At 40.3% G+C, this 16,359-nt stretch carries 14 protein-coding genes and 1 pseudogene; 11 read left to right on the top strand and 4 right to left on the bottom strand.

What is annotated here, in order from left to right:
* Position 1: 1 nt before the first annotated feature.
* The 4 genes from L1266_RS19015 to L1266_RS19030 are packed head-to-tail and all read left to right on the top strand — an operon-like array spanning position 2 to position 4,757.
* Complete coding sequence (locus L1266_RS19015) at positions 2 to 3,298, top strand: type I restriction endonuclease subunit R (RefSeq protein WP_235378138.1); 3,297 nt, start codon at positions 2 to 4, stop codon at positions 3,296 to 3,298.
* A complete protein-coding gene (locus L1266_RS19020; RefSeq protein WP_235378139.1) occupies positions 3,298 to 4,110 on the top strand; it encodes a M48 family metallopeptidase in 813 nt (270 codons plus the stop codon). Before L1266_RS19015 ends, L1266_RS19020 begins: the two co-directional genes overlap by 1 nt.
* Positions 4,111 to 4,120: 10 nt before the next feature.
* Entirely contained in the window at positions 4,121 to 4,294 is a 174-nt protein-coding gene (locus L1266_RS19025; RefSeq protein ID WP_235378140.1) for a hypothetical protein, read from the top strand.
* A gap of 1 nt (position 4,295) precedes the next feature.
* Entirely contained in the window at positions 4,296 to 4,757 is a 462-nt protein-coding gene (locus L1266_RS19030) for a DUF1643 domain-containing protein (RefSeq protein ID WP_235378141.1), read from the top strand.
* 4 nt (positions 4,758 to 4,761) lie between these two features.
* Here L1266_RS19030 and L1266_RS19035 read toward each other — a convergent pair whose 3' ends face one another.
* Genes L1266_RS19035 through L1266_RS19045 form a run of 3 tightly spaced genes read right to left on the bottom strand, consistent with a single transcriptional unit; the run spans position 4,762 to position 6,515 of the window.
* Positions 4,762 to 5,364: a type I restriction-modification system subunit M N-terminal domain-containing protein gene (locus L1266_RS19035; protein ID WP_235378142.1), complete on the bottom strand. Its 603-nt coding sequence runs from the start codon at positions 5,362 to 5,364 to the stop codon at positions 4,762 to 4,764.
* A 37-nt stretch (positions 5,365 to 5,401) separates the two neighbouring features.
* Positions 5,402 to 6,316 (bottom strand): restriction endonuclease, encoded by a 915-nt coding sequence (locus L1266_RS19040; protein ID WP_235378143.1) that lies wholly within the window; start codon positions 6,314 to 6,316, stop codon positions 5,402 to 5,404.
* A 13-nt stretch (positions 6,317 to 6,329) separates the two neighbouring features.
* Positions 6,330 to 6,515: a helix-turn-helix domain-containing protein gene (locus tag L1266_RS19045; protein WP_235378144.1), complete on the bottom strand. Its 186-nt coding sequence runs from the start codon at positions 6,513 to 6,515 to the stop codon at positions 6,330 to 6,332.
* A gap of 364 nt (positions 6,516 to 6,879) precedes the next feature.
* On the opposite strand from L1266_RS19045, the gene L1266_RS19050 reads away from it, so the two are divergent.
* From L1266_RS19050 to L1266_RS19060, 3 genes are all read left to right on the top strand, one after another.
* A complete protein-coding gene (locus L1266_RS19050) occupies positions 6,880 to 7,884 on the top strand; it encodes a hypothetical protein (RefSeq protein ID WP_235378145.1) in 1,005 nt (334 codons plus the stop codon).
* Between the two features lie 747 nt (positions 7,885 to 8,631).
* A complete protein-coding gene (locus L1266_RS19055; protein WP_235378146.1) occupies positions 8,632 to 10,500 on the top strand; it encodes a hypothetical protein in 1,869 nt (622 codons plus the stop codon).
* An 18-nt stretch (positions 10,501 to 10,518) separates the two neighbouring features.
* Positions 10,519 to 12,276: a HEAT repeat domain-containing protein gene (locus L1266_RS19060; protein ID WP_235378147.1), complete on the top strand. Its 1,758-nt coding sequence runs from the start codon at positions 10,519 to 10,521 to the stop codon at positions 12,274 to 12,276.
* A gap of 253 nt (positions 12,277 to 12,529) precedes the next feature.
* Here L1266_RS19060 and L1266_RS22530 read toward each other — a convergent pair.
* Positions 12,530 to 12,655 (bottom strand): annotated as a pseudogene (locus L1266_RS22530) (lipase); the annotation flags it as partial.
* A 183-nt stretch (positions 12,656 to 12,838) separates the two neighbouring features.
* On the opposite strand from L1266_RS22530, the gene L1266_RS19065 reads away from it, so the two are divergent.
* The 4 genes from L1266_RS19065 (at position 12,839) to L1266_RS19080 (ending at position 15,832) form a co-directional block, all read left to right on the top strand.
* Complete coding sequence (locus L1266_RS19065) at positions 12,839 to 13,207, top strand: hypothetical protein (RefSeq protein WP_235378148.1); 369 nt, start codon at positions 12,839 to 12,841, stop codon at positions 13,205 to 13,207.
* Positions 13,204 to 13,614, top strand: coding sequence for a hypothetical protein (locus L1266_RS19070; RefSeq protein ID WP_235378149.1), 411 nt, complete (start codon positions 13,204 to 13,206; stop codon positions 13,612 to 13,614). Before L1266_RS19065 ends, L1266_RS19070 begins: the two co-directional genes overlap by 4 nt.
* 259 nt (positions 13,615 to 13,873) lie before the next feature.
* Positions 13,874 to 14,740 carry a hypothetical protein gene (locus L1266_RS19075; protein WP_054560749.1) on the top strand — a complete coding sequence of 289 codons (867 nt, stop codon included), beginning with the start codon at positions 13,874 to 13,876 and terminating at the stop codon, positions 14,738 to 14,740.
* Positions 14,741 to 14,749: 9 nt separating this feature from the next.
* The gene (locus L1266_RS19080) at positions 14,750 to 15,832 is read left to right on the top strand and encodes a DUF4785 family protein (protein ID WP_235378150.1); all 1,083 of its coding nucleotides are present in this window, start codon (positions 14,750 to 14,752) and stop codon (positions 15,830 to 15,832) included.
* The last annotated feature ends 527 nt before the right edge of the window (positions 15,833 to 16,359 follow it).

Below are 16,359 nucleotides of genomic sequence, written 5' to 3' on the forward strand. Positions count from 1 at the left end.
AATGACAGTCAGAGTTAACTTCCAAGAAGAATTCAGCGCTAAAATTCCTGCGCTTTCGTTGCTTACAAATTTAGGCTACAACTTCATTCAACCAAGTGAATGCGAAGCGCTACGTGGCAATGCCCTAGCGAGTGAAAAGAAAAGTACTCATCAGGTTATTTTATTGCCTCTAATGCGTGCTTTTTTAGCAAAGCAAACGTTCTCGTTTGCGGGTAAGCAACACACATTATCAGAAGCAGCTATTGATAAAGTCTTGCATGAGCTAAACCCTGCCATGAACTTAGGGTTAAAAGCGGCTAATGAGAAAATTTACAATGCTTTAATGTATGGCGTGAGCGTTACTGAATTTATAGATGGAAAAAAAGCCTCCCCCACCATTAAACTTATTGATTGGCATAATATTGATAATAACCAATTCCATTTTACTGAAGAGCTAGTGGTTCAAAATGCCGAAGGTACTGGCAACCGCATTCCCGATATTGTGTGTTTTTTGAATGGCTTGCCATTAGTGGTTATCGAGGCGAAACGCCCGGATTCAAATAAAGAAGGGAAATCGACCAACACTGAGGCGATTTCTCAGCACATTCGTAATCAAGGTCAGGCTGAAATTCCTCACTTGTATGCCTATAGCCAATTGCTACTAGCAGTAAATGGGCATGTAGGCTTATATGCCACATGCGGCACCCCTGAAAAGTTCTGGGCGAAGTGGAAGGAAGAACAAATACCAGAAGCGGAATTTGTCAGGCTAAAAAATCATAAGTTGAGCGATGAACAATTAAATGAGCTGTTTAATCATCGTCCTGCCAAAGCTAAAGATGCCTACCTGTCATTGGTTGCTGCGGGTGACTTAACTGTTACCGATCAAGATAGGCTTATTGTCAGCTTACTGCGTCCTGAGCGCCTATTGGATATGACTCGCTTGTTTACCTTGTTCGATAAAAAAGCAGGCAAGATTGTCGCTCGATATCAGCAGGTGTTTGGTATTAAGGCTCTGATAGAGCGTATTAATACGTTTGATGACACAGGCGCTCGTGAAGGTGGTGTTATTTGGCACACAACAGGCAGCGGTAAGTCATTTACGATGGTGTTCTTATCCAAAGCACTTATTTGGCTTGAAGAGCTTGCGCAATGCAGGGTGATCATAGTCACAGACCGTGTAGACTTGGAAGATCAACTAAGCCGTACCTTTGCATCTGGCGGTGTATTAACTGACCGAGATAAAAAAGATGCAATGGCGACCACTGGTAAGCGTTTAGCTGAACAAATTGGTAAAGGGAATGAGCGAGTTATCTTCTCGATCATTAATAAGTTTGGCTCAGCGATCAAATATAAAGAATGCTACAACGATAGCCCAAACATTATTGTACTTGTTGATGAAGGCCACCGTAGCCAGAACGGTGAAAATAATATCCGTATGCAGCAGACGCTGCCTAAAGCCGCCTATATTGCTTTTACGGGTACACCACTGTTAAAAGACGATAAGACCGAAAACAAATTTGGTAAGATCATCCACTCTTACACCATGCAACAAGCGGTTGAAGATAAAACCGTTACCCCTCTGTTATACGAAGAACGCATTCCAGAGTTGAACGTTAATGACAAAGCTATTGATGCATGGTTTGAACGCAGCACTAGCAAACTAAGTGATAAGCAAAAGACCGACCTAAAGAAGAAGTTTTCTCAAAAAGGTCAAATCTACCAAACTGAAAGTCGAATTGATCTGATTGCTTATGATATTGCCGACCACTTCCAAAACTTTAAACAGCAAGGCTTAAAAGGCCAATTGGCTTGTGACTCCAAAGCCTCTGCAATTCGTTATAAGAAGGCATTAGACAAAATTGGTACAGTAACATCGGTTGTGGCGATGTCGGCTCCAGATACTCGTGAGGGTCACGAGGCGGTTGATCAAGAAAGTAAGGACATTGTGCAAAATTGGTGGAAGGCAAACGTTAATAAAATGGACGAAAAAGCCTACACGAAAGCCATTATTGAAGACTTTGGTAGAGATGATGGCCCAGACATCATGATCGTTGTTGATAAGCTCCTTACAGGCTTTGACGAGCCAAAGAACACTGTGCTTTACATCGATAAGCCTCTAAAGGAGCACAACCTAATACAAGCAATTGCCCGTGTTAACCGATTACATAGTAAAAAGCAGTTTGGTTACTTAATCGATTATCGAGGCATTTTAAAAGAGCTTGATACCACCATTGAGAAATATCAAGACCTTGCGGAGCGTACCCAAGGCGGCTTTGATATTGATGATCTGAAAGGTTTGTACAACCGCATGGATACGGAATACAAAAAGCTTCCGGGACTGCATAGCGATTTATGGGCGATATTTGAAGGTGTTAAAAACAAGCAAGATGGCCCAGCACTTCGCCAAGCGTTAGCGCCTAAAGTGCAAGAAGTTGATGGCAAGCTTGTTGATACGAATCTTAAAAAGCGTGATGACTTTTATTCTGCTCTAACTGCATTTTCTAACTGTATGAAAGTAGCATTGCAATCAGCGACCTACTTTGAAGATAAGTCATTCGATAACAAACGTGACTTGTACAAACGTGATCTAAAAGCCTTTGTCGATTTGCGAAAACAAGTGCGTGAAGATGCTGACGAAACCATTAATTATGATGAATACGCTGAAGACATTCGCAGCCTTCTAGACAAGCACATAGCTGGTATTGAAGTGAAAGAGCCTGACGGAGCGTACTTGGTTGGTAATTTAGGGAAAGACGTTAAGCCACAGGATATGAGCGATGATGAGGCTCGTAACCAGACTGATAAAATCACAGGCCGAATCACTAAGATAATTGAGCAAGACTTAGCAGATGATCCTTATGCACAGGAATATTTCTCTAAGATGCTGAAAAAGGCGATTGAAGATGCCAAAGCGATGTTTGATGCGCCTGTTAAACAATACATCCTTTTTGCTGACTTTGAGCAAGAAGTGAAAGAACGCAAAGTGGCTGATGTTCCCAATGACTTTGTAGATGACTCCGGCAAGTTAAATAAACATGCACAAGCCTATTTTGGTTTGTTTAAGCACCTATTTGAAGCTGAGTTCTTGACTGAAAAAAATCTGGATAACGACAAGTTAGTAGCCTTGGCGTTTAGCATTGATGATGTAGTGAATACCGCTGTTGCAGAGTATTCAATCAACCCTGCGGAAATTGAAAACGCTATTCACATGAAGCTGTTGCCGCTGTTATTTGCTGATCTTGGCCTTAATAACGCTCAAAAGCTGATTGAAGAAGTGTTAAAACGAGCAAGGTTAGGATTATCAAGAGGTGACTTTTAGTGTCTAATTTGACATTAGCTGCTGAGATCCGAACAACAACCAATGAACGTGGTGTTTTTACCTATGGTAACGACACCATTCACTATGATGTTATTCGTAAAACCAAGCCTGTTGAAAATGCTAAAAAAACAGCACGCAAGGTCATTATTAAGGTTCACCCTGATCAGCGTGTTGTAGCTACTGTTCCACATGATGCAAGTGATGATGCTATTCAAGATGCCATGCATAAGCGTGCCAGATGGATTTGGCAAAGCATTGATGAGTTTGCTAAGCAAAAAGATACCGTTTTACCTAAGCGTTACGTGAGTGGCGAAACGCAGTTTTACTTAGGTAAACGCTATGTATTAAAGATCATCAATGATGCCGAGCAAGTTCCCAATGTGAAGCTAAGCCGTGGAAAATTGAACGTCACTATCAAGTATGACATTAGCAAAAATAATGATGATCGGTTGATGAAAATTAAACCACTAATCGACAAGTGGTATCAACACAAAGCAAAAGCAATTTTTCATGAGCGACTATCCGAACTACTTCCGAAAGCCACTTGGGTAACAGGCATTCCTTCTTTTCGTGTGATGGCAATGAAAAAGCAATGGGGAAGTTGCTCAACCAAAGGCAACTTGATGCTCAATCCTCACCTAGTTAAAGCACCGAAAGAATGCATTGATTACGTGATACTACATGAGCTTTGCCACATTGCTGAACATAACCACAGCGAGCGCTTCTGGCGTTTATTAACCCAAGTAATGCCAAACTGGAAAGAAGTAAAAGCCAAATTGGATGACATGGCGGAGATGTATTTGAATGAATAAGGATTGCTGAATGAAATGCCCAACTTGTGAAAAGTATATTAGCTGGGATTGGCTAGAAGATGAATGCATTGAGCCTAATGAAAGCTTTGATTGCCCACACTGTGATGAAACCTTGCGCTATGGAGTGGATGAAGGTACGTACTTTGGTGCTCAACATGTAACGATTGAAGTTGTGGATGATTGATATGAAGAAAACAGCAAAACTGTCCGATTGTAGAACTTACCGTTATGAACTTTGGCGCACTTGGGACGAGTCGAAACCCTATGCGATGTTCATAGGACTTAATCCATCAACAGCAGATGAAACTGAAGACGATCCTACTATTCGTCGCTGTATTAATTTCGCTAAAACGTGGGGCTATGGTGGCTTATGTATGACCAACCTTTTTGCTTATCGAGCTACTCAGCCTGAAGACATGAAAAGAGCATCTGATCCTATCGGTAATAAAAATGATGAGACACTTATCCTACTTGCCAAAAATGCGGGAGTAATTGTTGGGGCTTGGGGAAATGATGGTATGTTTTTGAATCGCTCTAAACATGTTCGAGCCTTGATTCCAGAATTAAATGTATTGAAAGTCAATAAATCAGGTGAACCAGCTCATCCACTTTATTTAAAATCGACTTTAACACCTATTGAGTGGTAACACTTTATGCTGCTATTGGAAGGTGGCATTCGTTAGTAAAAAATGAAGATGACATTATGTAGTGATCACCAGCTTCTTCGTTAGCTTGTTCATTGAATCGTCTAACGAGATCTTCAAAGACATTACCCATTTTATCGTTTGGTACTCTATCTGGGTGCAGATCTACATCAGCCATTGCTTTAACAACCTCGTAGAGGCGGTTAGCATCGTCTAACTTTTCGATCTCTTCGGCAAAGCTGAATTTTTCAATGATGTCACGAGCTCTTTTTGAGAAACCAGCAATGAACTTATTGAGGTTAGCAGCAAGTTTATCGGGATCATCCAGTAAAGTTTTAAAGGTGAAATTTGAAGTGTTATAAAACTTAAGATCAAATTTTTGGAAGATGATTTGTTCGACAGTATCTTCATCTTGGTTGGCTTTTACTAGCTTTTCATATTGCTCTAAAACTTGCTGCTTGGTTTCAAGTAAAACAGAATCTAAACGTTTTAAAACTGTAAGGGGGATCATTACTCTGCGGTACTGAGGTGGTCTGTACGGTCCACGCAATAAATTCGCAATTTCCCAAACCTTATTACAGTGTTCTTTAAATTGTCCAAGTTCTATCATTTTCTATTTATCCATTGATTTTGTGTTAGGTTAGGGCCTAATTTTCAAAAAGTTCTTCGTCTATTTTCTTCAGGTGTAATACCTGTTCGTCACGGCTGCCGATGTTGTATCGCAGCATGCGCTTCGCTAATTCAGTGCCGTTGATAAGTACAATGCGAGTACCTAAATTTTGTGCTGTCTCGATGGCTGATGCAGTGAACTCAGAAGTAGTAATAAAAATACCTTTCTGCGCTTTTTTAAGATTTAGCGCTCCGAAGAAGTCTCGGATGTCACCAGCACTTACGTTATTGCCTTCGGCATAACGCTTTGCCTGAATGTAGATTTGATCAACACCAAGTGGGTCTTGGTCTATAACGCCGTCTACACCATTGTCACCTGTTTTACCTAGCGCATGTGCGGCACCTTCACCGGTACCGCCATAACCCATGGCGACGAGTAGCTCAATCAACAGATCTTCAAAAAACGCTGGAGTGACTTTACGGGTTCTATCGAGAATATCTTGCGCTAAAGCATCGTTAATCTTTTTGTAAGCCGCTCTAAGTGCTTCATCAGGGGTAATGTCTTTGTCTGGCTCTACATCAATGCTATGCGCATCTGATTCATTTGTCTTTTGCTTAAATGCGACAAATTCATCAAATTGCTTGAGATAGTCATTGTCAATTTTAACACTGGGATCTTGCAAAGCTGATATACCACGAGCGGTGATCACAAAATGTGCTCGTCGTGTTGTTTCAAGCAAGCCTGCTTTGGTTAGGTAAGTCCTAGCCCAACCAACACGGTTATCAAGAATAGATTGTCTGCCGCTTGGCAGTGTCTCTTCACGTTCTGCTTCAGTTAGACAGAACTTATCAGCTAACTGATTTATCACATCGCGTAACCTAACTTCTTTGCCATCAGCTTGATGAGCTATTTCGAGAAAGGGGCGCATGAATTCTTGATAACTAGGGATCATATAACGTCCTTATTTATTCTTTTGGTTGAGGACTCTTTTGTTCTTCAATCCACTTTTCCAAATCTACGCGCTTAAAGCGCCAACTTCCACCCACCTTGAACCCGGGCAATTTGCCTTCACTTGCAAGACGATATGTCGTCTTTTCATTTAGCTTTAGGTAGGTTGCGACCTCTTGAATGGTCAAAATATCATTGGCCATGTTTAATCTCTGTATGTGAACAAATGATAGTATGAGAAAATTGAGGAGTAAGCAATTGATCACGACTGATCTTAATAGGCTTTTTACTGGTTTTATGATTTAAGAAAATAGGAATTAGGTCTTTCTTTATGCCTAACCCCTTCATCAACCCAAAACCATTCTGTTAGCACCTAGCACCTAGCACCTAGCACTGTAGGCGTGAAATTTATTTCGCGCGATCCCATTAAAAAACAACTTCGGAAGAATTTTTGTATTTATATGGGTACAAGCATCAAATAACCTGTATTATGCATGCTTTGTTGTTGGGTGGTGAAACCTCTTAATTAACCACCTGATTATGTTGTTGAAAATTTAAGGTGAAAGAATGTTAAAAGGGAACTTTGTGCGCATTAAAAGGGCTTTGGCCGGTTTGCTTGTGTTAAATCTTGGGGTTGCTGGAGCTTCGGCTAATGACGATACACCAATAGAGAGTGTGGTTGCTGATGCTAATCTCTTAACGTGTTTACAAGAAAGTGGCTATAAAACTGTGGGTGAGGTGACAAAAATACATTGCAGAGATCGCGGTATTACCTCAGCCAAAGGGCTTGAGCATTTTAGTAACTTAACAAAACTCATCCTCAGTAATGAAGGGGATAGCTTCATAGTTGGTGAAATTGGTGGCATTACAAGTAGACCTGCCGATAAGAAAGTGCCAAACCAGCTGACCGAAATCGACATAAGCCACAACAGCCAGCTTTTCCATGTTAATTTAAGCCAAAATAGCCTTACGAGTATTGATGTAAGTAACAACGAAGAGTTAGAGACTTTAATGCTGAGTGGTAATAAGCTTTCAAAGCTTGATGTAAGCACTAACAGTAAACTTACATGGCTTGATCTTAATGATAATAAGCTGACAGGTGAATTGACGCTTGTTAATTCTGAACTATATCAACTTAACCTGTCGGGCAATAAGCTCACAAAAGTAAATATACCGAGTGGTATTCGTAACCTTGAGCTTGCAAATAATCAGTTAAAAAACATAGATTTAAGCAAGTTCAAGATGCTCAGCGAACTAAACCTAGATGCCAACCAGCTTAGCGCTTTAGACATAAGCCATAATAAAAAGTTAACTGCACTTTACGCCAGTAATAATCGCTTAAGCACTATCGATTTAACAGCAAACCCCATGCTCCAAGTGCTCTTTTTGTCGAATAACAAATTAAAAAACATTGATTTACGTGAACATGCAAATTTAGAAGATATCAGCCTTTTTAATAATCCACTAAAAAAAGTAGATGTAAGCAAAAGCTATAATTTAGAGCTGTTAGAACTCGACAGTGGTGTTGAGTGCATAGGCATAGGTTGTGCAACAAGGTTTGAAGGGTATTAATAACAGCGTGTTGGGCAGAGCACTGCGAAGCTCAATAAGTTAGCGAGGGGAAAGGAGCTATCAGCTTTCAGCCGTCACCTATCAGATTAAAACAAAAGAGCTTTAAGCCATAAGGTTTAGGTTAGATTGTGCCTGTACCTTGCTATGGCTAATCCCGATACCGTAGGTGTGAAATATATTTCGCGCGAAATAAATTTCACGCCTACGGATGAGCATTCCAATTTAAGTATGCGTAGGCACAATCTAATCTGACTTCTAACGACTGATATTTAATAACTCTTTTTTCGGCGTTAAAACGCCTCCTACGACTCGAATTTCGCCTCTTTCCCCTTTACTCTTTCTAACTCGCAAACTTGTGTTCGTAATCTGATAGCTACAAATGTTGGGTTTCGCTCCGCTCTAACCAACCTACAAGCTGATGCTCTTATGTTCATCGCGCGAAATAAATTTCACGCCTACGGATGAGCATTTCAATTTAACTATGTGCGGGCACAATCTAATCTGACTTCTAACGACTGATATCTATTATCTCCTTCCTCGTCCCTCGCACCTATTAAAAATTTTTATCCCTCCATAATTCATCCATTATTGTGATTTACCCTTTGAAATATGAACCTTTTGTACCCCAATTTGGGTGGGTTAAAGCTTAACCATTTCGAAAAGAAGTCGGTCGGACTTTGAGTAGAAGTAAGCATTTTATTAATTAATAGTTTGTCGAAATTACAATCAATAATTAGGAATCGTAATATGAATCAGTGTAAAAGGATTAGTGCTGTGTTGGCTTTATCCCTACTTTCAATAGTTGGGTGTTCTGATGATGACTCTACCGAACAAGAAGCTGTTGCTAATGTCGCTTTGAAATCTATGACCTCAGTCTCCGATGACGTTTATCAACCAGGACAACAGATCACAGTTGATTTCAGTACCGAAACAACCTTATTAACGAATGAACACGTTGGTGTTTCATTTATTTTAATTGAAAGAAGTAAAGTCGCTGAACTCGAAACTGAAGATGAGCCTGATGGCTACGATTTGGGTGAGTTTTATATCGAGCAGTTACAAGAAGGCGAGCAAAATCATACAGCAACATTAATTTTACCAAATGAAGATCTCGTATCGGGTGAATTTATTATTGCCGCTTTTGTTGACACAAGTGGTGTGATCTCAAACGAAGTTGATGTTACAGATAATAAATCCCGTGGCATTGAATCTGGTGACGAAAGCACCTATAGCTCAGTAACCATTAGCGATGGTCATTACCATGATTTTGTTTTAGATAAACTTAAAGTGGGCGACGGCTTTGCTATTTTTCCTGGCCCGGGTAAAAGAGATACCACAGGTACAGGTGAGCCAACACAGAAAGTACCTGATTTAATAGGTTTTATTAATGCCACCAAATTTGGTAATTCAGTCAACGAGGCTGACATCAGTGCAACAATAACCATCGGCGAAACGACTTATCATGCTCACTTATGGAATGAGCAAGCACAAGCTTATATGGAGACGATGCGTATTAAGTTTCCTGATCATGAGCAATCTCATTACTTTCCTTGGGATGTTGCAGTAAATGGCGTATTGCTAAAAGCGATACACGATGATTTTGATCACGATGGTGGTGAAAACAGTTTTAGCATGACATTTACCTTCCACGACAACTCTGATGAAATTGAAGCTCATAGCGAAAATAATAGTATTACCGTTGAAGTACCTTATGCGCTTTATCATGATGAAGTGAGTACTGCAGAATCGGTAGAGCTAAATAGTAATAAAACAACAATAGCGTCAGCATCAGCGATGCAGACTACAGCTTCATCAGCAACAACGTTAGCCAAAGTTGGCAGTTGGAGTGCTACCTATGGTGACAGCGATGCTGTGGCAATCAGCCCTTCTTTTTATAGCTATATGAATGTTTCTTCTAGTAATGGTGGTTCAGCCGAGGGGCTAGTTGAAGCAGACCTAGATCTTTACCTCTTTGATAAATCAGCGAGTTTGGTTAGTGCCAGTGCTGAAGCGAGTGCAAATGTAAGTGATGGTGAGATTACTTATGCAGCAAACTTTAGTGTGCTGGGTGACACTTTAATTGACGAGGGCGACACGTTAACGGCCTTAGACAAGTCTTTAGGATATAGCTGGAGCGAAGAGCAAAAAGTGGTTGAAACGACGTTCACCATTGTAATTGTTCCGGTGACAGTGGAGGCAGGTGTCAGTGGCAGCTTGGATTTAGGGGTTGGTTTAGCTTACAGCAATAGCCGAATTGACTTAGGGGGAGATATTGTTACTGCCAGCATGGATGCGTATGCCACTGCAGAAATAAACTTAGGTATTGCAAGTGGCGGTGTTGGTATAGATTTTTTGATTATTGCAGATACATTTAATGCCACACTTTATGCAGATTTAGCTAAAGCTATCACTGATTCTAAAATCACCTTAGGGATTGATGTAACGAATGATATTGAGGCTATTTCCGGCGAATTTTATGTTTATGTGAAATACCCTAAATACAAGTGGTGTTGCACGGTTAAGACAAAAACCAAAACTCAAACTATCTACGATACTAGTACCTTGTACGATAAAAGCTGGACAATTTTAGACGAATCAGCAACCTTAAACTATTAGTATGAAGGCTAAGGTATAATGCGTTTAATTAAACTGAGTTTATTTTTTGGCACTTTATTAGGCTATGCTTCGGCCGCTTATGCAGTGCCTCATTGTACTGTTTGGGGTGAACTTCAATCAAAAGCTGATACGAATATTGTTTCGATGAATAGCCCCTCAAAAAGCCAGTTTGACTTGCAAGGGCGGTTAATTTATCGGCCTTTGTTAGTTGCAGAAAAATTTCACTGGTTGGGTTTTGAGCTATACCAAGCTCAAGCAAAGTTGAATAAAACAGTGAGTACCAGCAATGAGTATGCTGTGCCTTTTGCTGTGAAAGTTAGCAATAACTCAGGTGAAGTTTTAGATTATCGGTTTAACGCTAAATTAAAAGCGGCTGATCAACAAAAGCTGATTGCTTTATACCGTGCCTTTCACCGTGCAAAACCCCCTGAAAATTTACAGGGTGATAAGTACTGGATTAAAGAGCGAGATGATATCGGTCAGTACAAATCACTCTACACGGTTTTAGCTGATAACAAACTAAAGCGTAATAAACTCAGTTATATAGAACCAACTGACACTAGACAAAGCGCTAATGCTGTGAAAAAGCTAATGCAGTTGGAAACGGCGAACATTATTAGTGATGAGTTTATCTTTGAAAACGATAAGTGCTGGTTAACAAAAACCCTCGGAAATAGTCATATTCAAGTCAGTAGTAGTGATGGAAATATGAATATTGAAGTACTGCAAACGTTAAGTTTAAATCGTTCAAATCAATCGATACCCGATGATGCAAGGTTACTACAATTACCCGAAGACCCTAATCAATGGAAAAATTTAAGCACAGATTGGGTTTACCCTAAAGCGCCGCCTCAACCATTAAAAAATACTGAAGCGTTTATCACTGCTTTAAAAAGTATGGATTGGCTAGAGGGAGACCGAAAAACGCTTTTGCAATTTCTTTATGATAACGATCAGTATTTGCTGAGCTTAAAAGAGCTTATATCAACTAAATCAATTGCAGATCCTTTGGAAAGTAAATTGTTTATGTACCTAGGTAAGCATGACTCAGTTAATTCAAAACAATTACTGACAGAGGTATTTGTTGAGCCTGGTTTATTTTCACCAAATCAGCGCTTTAGAAGTTTAATGGCACTAAAATACAGTGAAAAGCCGTTAACTGACTTACAGGTTGAGGCGATTTTTGAGTATTCAATGTCATATGGTCTTGATGAAGAAAATTCTAAGCTGGCTCACAGTGCTTTAATGGTAATGGGGGCGATTGCAAAAAATCAGCAGGGCAGTGAGTTTTCAACTCAGTTAACCCAAAAATTAGCTGATTCTTTGAGCTCTAGTGCAACGGAGCAAAAAGCATCAGCCCTAATCACCGCACTGGGTAATAGTGGAGACTATGATCATCAACAGCTTATTGGTGATTATTTAGCTGGCGACAGTGCAAGATTACGCCTAAATGCGGCAGAGGCTCTGGCAAAAATGCCAAGTAAAACCAGTTTGAATTACTTGAGTAATCAACTAAATCAAGAAACTGATAGTAAAGCGCAAGGGGCGATATTAAAGGCAATGGGTAATAATGAGTTAGGCGCAGAACAAGTCGATAGTATTTATGCCTTTGCTGACGCTAGTAACCCGAAAGATATTCGCAGTGCCGCTATATCGGCGTTAAGTCAACAAGCGAAGTCAAAACCAGAGGTGAAAAGCCGTTTAAAAGCACTGGTTAAGACGGAAACTAATCAAAAGAACCTGCGCCAATTGATGAAAGCGCTGTATGGTTCGTAGAGCTATCAGCTGGTAGGTTGGTTAGAGCGGAGAGAAACCCAACAAGTTAGCGAGATACAAGGGGAAAGGGTAAAGGAGCTATCAGCTTTCAGCCGTCAGCTATCAGATTGAAAAGTTAGCGAGATGCGAGTTGTAGGAGGCGTTTTAACGCCGAAAAAAGTCATAGGGGAGGCGCAACTAACACTACGCTGTTAGCACCTAGCACCATTCCTACGCGATATAAAATCGTTGCTACCATCTCGCTAACTCAAACCTACTGAATCAAACTCACTTGTTTTACGTACGTATCGGTTTGCAAACCAAAGTGGCCGAGAACGTAGGTGTAGGTGGCATTTTCATTCTATAATCGGCTGCTGTGAATGCCGTACACATAACAAGTTGTTCCTAGCACTAATTCGGGTTTAACACTAGGGAGAGGTTATGATCTGAGAGATAAATCTGCTAGCCTTATTTCAGCCCAACTTGTAAAAGCAGGTATTAATTTAATAGAAGCAAACCTATTAGCTTCAGCTTCAGGCTTAAAGGAAGGGCGGCAGAGCTTTTTATAATTAAGAACGATTTATTGGACTATGAAATTAGTCCAAATGTACAGCTATCTTTATTTAATATTGCATATGCAGAGAAAGAAAAAGTTGTTTTGCGAATATGCCAAAAAGCAGATACTGTCGCTGCATATGGAGCTGTTGATTGGGGTCAATTACCAAGTTCTTTATTGGAACTTTTTGTTGATTTAACTTATCGAGGCGAGTATTCGGGAGCCACAAGAAAGTTCTTACAAAAACCACTCGCGCAAGGAGATATTAAAGCTTTGAAGCTTATATTCAGTGATCGCTCTAAGTGGAGTTCAGTGCCTTATCAGAGGTTTGCTATGAGAAGTAAGTTCGCAAGTACTTTATCGGTAAAACAATCGACAATGCAGGTTTCTCCATGAATCTTAAAACAATGGCACTATCCCTTTCTATTTTTACCAGTTTCGCTTGTTCTCAGGAATCGAGTTTAGAGAAGGTTGACAATATCCAGCCGATTCAGGTAATCAAAGGTCAGTTAAAAAATGAGACTGTTACTTATTTGCGCTATAACACTGAGGTTCAACCTTGTATTACACTAAAATTGGACAGAATGGATAAACAAAAGCAGTTATGTATTTTTACCGATCAACAAGGGAATGCGGTTGATGTAAGGACTGATGTTGTTGGAGTCGACTATTTGACCCCCGCCTTTTCTGAAAGTTCTTTCACAGTGACTTTAGATCTATTTAGTTATTACTTAGATTGCCAAATTACCCTTATAAATAAATCAGTAAAAGATCCTGTGTGTAAATTTAGAGATATGGATTAAAAAAAGATTTATAAATAAAAGTAAAATATCTAGGGCTTTTCTAGCTAATGATTAGCCTTAAAATCTACCTAGTATTGCAATTCTACATATTCAACTAGCACATTTTGCTAGTAAAAATCTAATAATTTGTACTTAAAAAACACACAAAAGTTAAATTAATGTAAATTAAATCTTGCTTTCGTACCTGTTTGGTCTATGTTTTTGGTCGGAGGTCACTCCTCCAACCTGATAGATAAAATTACAATCAACAGGAACACACATGAAAATAAAAACACTCTCACTAGTGCCAGCTTTAATGTTGGCAGCGGGTATCAGCCACAGTGCTTTTGCTGCGCAAGGAGTCGCATTTGTGCACGGTACAGGCCAGCAAAGCGATGCGTATAATGACTATTGGACAGGCAGTTTTGTCGACACGGTTCGTCAAGGTTTGCCAAATAGTAGTAATTACACGGTCATTAATTGTGACTTTGATCAGTACATGTGGGCAGATGCGGCATCTGGCTGTCTAGCAGGGCAGCTCACTACATTTATCAATAATAAAAACATCACAGATTTAACTCTGATCACTCACTCTAACGGTGGCAATGTGGTGCGTTGGATTTTATCTAACCCAACATGGGATAGCCGTTATCCAAATATTATTAGCAAAGTAACGCGTACTATTGCTCTGGCTCCTTCAAGTGGTGGTACGCCGTTGGCTGATGCGGTTATTGCGGGTAATTCGTTTGAGCAAAGCTTGGGTTGGCTTTTAGGTTACGGCAGCGATGCAGTAAAACAACAGCAAGTATCCTGGATGGAATCGTATAACGCACAGTGGCTGTATGGCACACCGAACCGCCCAAGTTTACCGTCTCGATTCGAAACCGTGGTGGGCAGTGATGTTGAATCAGCGGTATGGGATAGCGACAGCTATTGTGGCGGTTATCAAAATCAAGTGGGCCTTGAAGTAACACAAAACTGGTTAGACAGCTGTTCAGATGGTTTTTTAAATTGCAGTTCTCAGTCGTTAGCTGGGGTGGTGTGGTTTACCGATAAATCACGAACCCAAGGTGGTGAACCTTTGAGTCATCAGCAAAGTCGACGCAACTGTTTTGGCTTGCCAAACATGCTTAAAAACCGAATTTAGGAGCCAGCTATGATTAATAAGTTAACCACACTAGCCGCTGCAATAGTGCTTGTAAGCACAGCTGCAAATGCTAATGAGCAAACGGTTTATCAGTTTCCTCAAGTTCAACCAGCATCGAGCGCTCAACTGCAAACACTTGAAAAAAACAGTGTTGAATATTGGCAGAAGGTTTCGGGTAAAGAGCTTAAGCGCGGCGTGCCTGTCTTTGTAAACCAAGCTGATAACTTTATTCGCATTGCACCAAAAGCACGCTTTGATAGTGGCGAAGTCTTTAAGCCTCATGGCTTACAGCTAGATAAACTGTCGGTGCGAGATGACAGCTTTAGACAAATGCCAATGCAAGCTATGGTTGCACGTGAGCAAATGGAAAATGCAGGATTTAGCGATGGTAGTGTTGGCTTAAAGCTAGGTCAGGTAAATGGCAAAGCAATGTTAAGAACAAGCCAAGCGCTTAACGATAATGACTCCTACTTGCTGCATGTGATTGAAAAAGGCTCGAGCAATGCTTTGCATGCTAAATCGCAATTTAAAGTGAAAGATCAGCAACAGCGTGTTGCTATGCAGCTTAGTATGGGTAAAAAGCGCTTTAAAGATAGTGATGTGAAGTTAACGCTTTCAAGTCCTGATGGCGAAAAACTAGATGTACGTTACGAAAATGGTGAAGCAGTATTTAATTACCCGCTTGAAACTTTGGGTGCCGCAAATGGTTACTATGAGCTTGAGGCCAGCATAGATACTAAAGTAAATGGCCAAACGGTAAAACGCTCTATAAAAATGCCGTTTGTACATAGTTCACAAACCATCAGTATGGATAAAGCAAAAGTCACTGCGCTTGGCAATAACAAATACCAAGCTAAAGTACCGGTGCAAGTGACCGATTCAGGCCGCTACGCCATTCGTGCAACCTTAACTGGCAAAGGTGATAAAGGTGAGCGCATCAAACTGGCAACGGTTGAAGTAGCAAAACAGATTGATAGCTATGGTAGTTTCACCATGCCTTTTGCGGTCACTCAAGCAGCCAAAGCTCCATATGAGCTGGTGGATATTGAACTTACCGACCAAACGCGAATGTTAAAGTTTGCGGGGGAATAAAGGGTAGCTCTTATTGTATGTTGGGTGGAGCTGAGCGAAGCCCAACAAGTTAGCGAGTTGCTAGGGGTAGGAGCTATCAGCTTTCAGCCGTCAGCTATCAGACGAAAAAGTTTGCGAGATACGAGTTTAGGCGTTTTTTCGCCGAACCCTGTGGTTCAATTTGTTTTGCACAAAGAGAAGAGAATGAGAAATAAATGAGATAGACCAAAAGAGTATTTTGTTTTTTCCTTTTAAGCGCAGCGTCTCTTATCCTCTTTGTGAATATTATTTTTAAATGCTGTTTTTCTCTGTGTAGCGCGAAGTGCCTCGGTGTACTTTGTGGTTCAATATTTTTTTCACAAAGAGAAAAGAATGAGAAATAAATGAGATAGACCAAAAGAGTATTTTGTTTTTTCCTCTAAAGCGCAGCGTCTCTTATCCTCTTTGTGAATATTATTTTTAAATGCTGTTTTTCTCTGTGTAGCGCGAAGTGCCTCGGTGTACTTTGTGGTTCAATATTTTTTTCACAAAGAGAAAAGAATGAGAAA

The sequence above is a fragment of the Pseudoalteromonas sp. Cn5-37 genome, assembly GCF_021532495.1.
GTDB classification, from domain to species: domain Bacteria; phylum Pseudomonadota; class Gammaproteobacteria; order Enterobacterales; family Alteromonadaceae; genus Pseudoalteromonas; species Pseudoalteromonas simplex.

Coding starts and splice junctions, on each gene's coding strand:
- L1266_RS19015 (WP_235378138.1), top strand. CDS start 2: ATGACAGTCAGAGTTAACTTCCAAGAAGAATTCAGCGCTAAAATTCCT.
- L1266_RS19025 (WP_235378140.1), top strand. CDS start 4,121: ATGAAATGCCCAACTTGTGAAAAGTATATTAGCTGGGATTGGCTAGAA.
- L1266_RS19030 (WP_235378141.1), top strand. CDS start 4,296: ATGAAGAAAACAGCAAAACTGTCCGATTGTAGAACTTACCGTTATGAA.
- L1266_RS19035 (WP_235378142.1), bottom strand. CDS start 5,364: ATGATAGAACTTGGACAATTTAAAGAACACTGTAATAAGGTTTGGGAA.
- L1266_RS19040 (WP_235378143.1), bottom strand. CDS start 6,316: ATGATCCCTAGTTATCAAGAATTCATGCGCCCCTTTCTCGAAATAGCT.
- L1266_RS19045 (WP_235378144.1), bottom strand. CDS start 6,515: ATGGCCAATGATATTTTGACCATTCAAGAGGTCGCAACCTACCTAAAG.
- L1266_RS19050 (WP_235378145.1), top strand. CDS start 6,880: ATGTTAAAAGGGAACTTTGTGCGCATTAAAAGGGCTTTGGCCGGTTTG.
- L1266_RS19055 (WP_235378146.1), top strand. CDS start 8,632: ATGAATCAGTGTAAAAGGATTAGTGCTGTGTTGGCTTTATCCCTACTT.
- L1266_RS19060 (WP_235378147.1), top strand. CDS start 10,519: ATGCGTTTAATTAAACTGAGTTTATTTTTTGGCACTTTATTAGGCTAT.
- L1266_RS19070 (WP_235378149.1), top strand. CDS start 13,204: ATGAATCTTAAAACAATGGCACTATCCCTTTCTATTTTTACCAGTTTC.
- L1266_RS19075 (WP_054560749.1), top strand. CDS start 13,874: ATGAAAATAAAAACACTCTCACTAGTGCCAGCTTTAATGTTGGCAGCG.
- L1266_RS19080 (WP_235378150.1), top strand. CDS start 14,750: ATGATTAATAAGTTAACCACACTAGCCGCTGCAATAGTGCTTGTAAGC.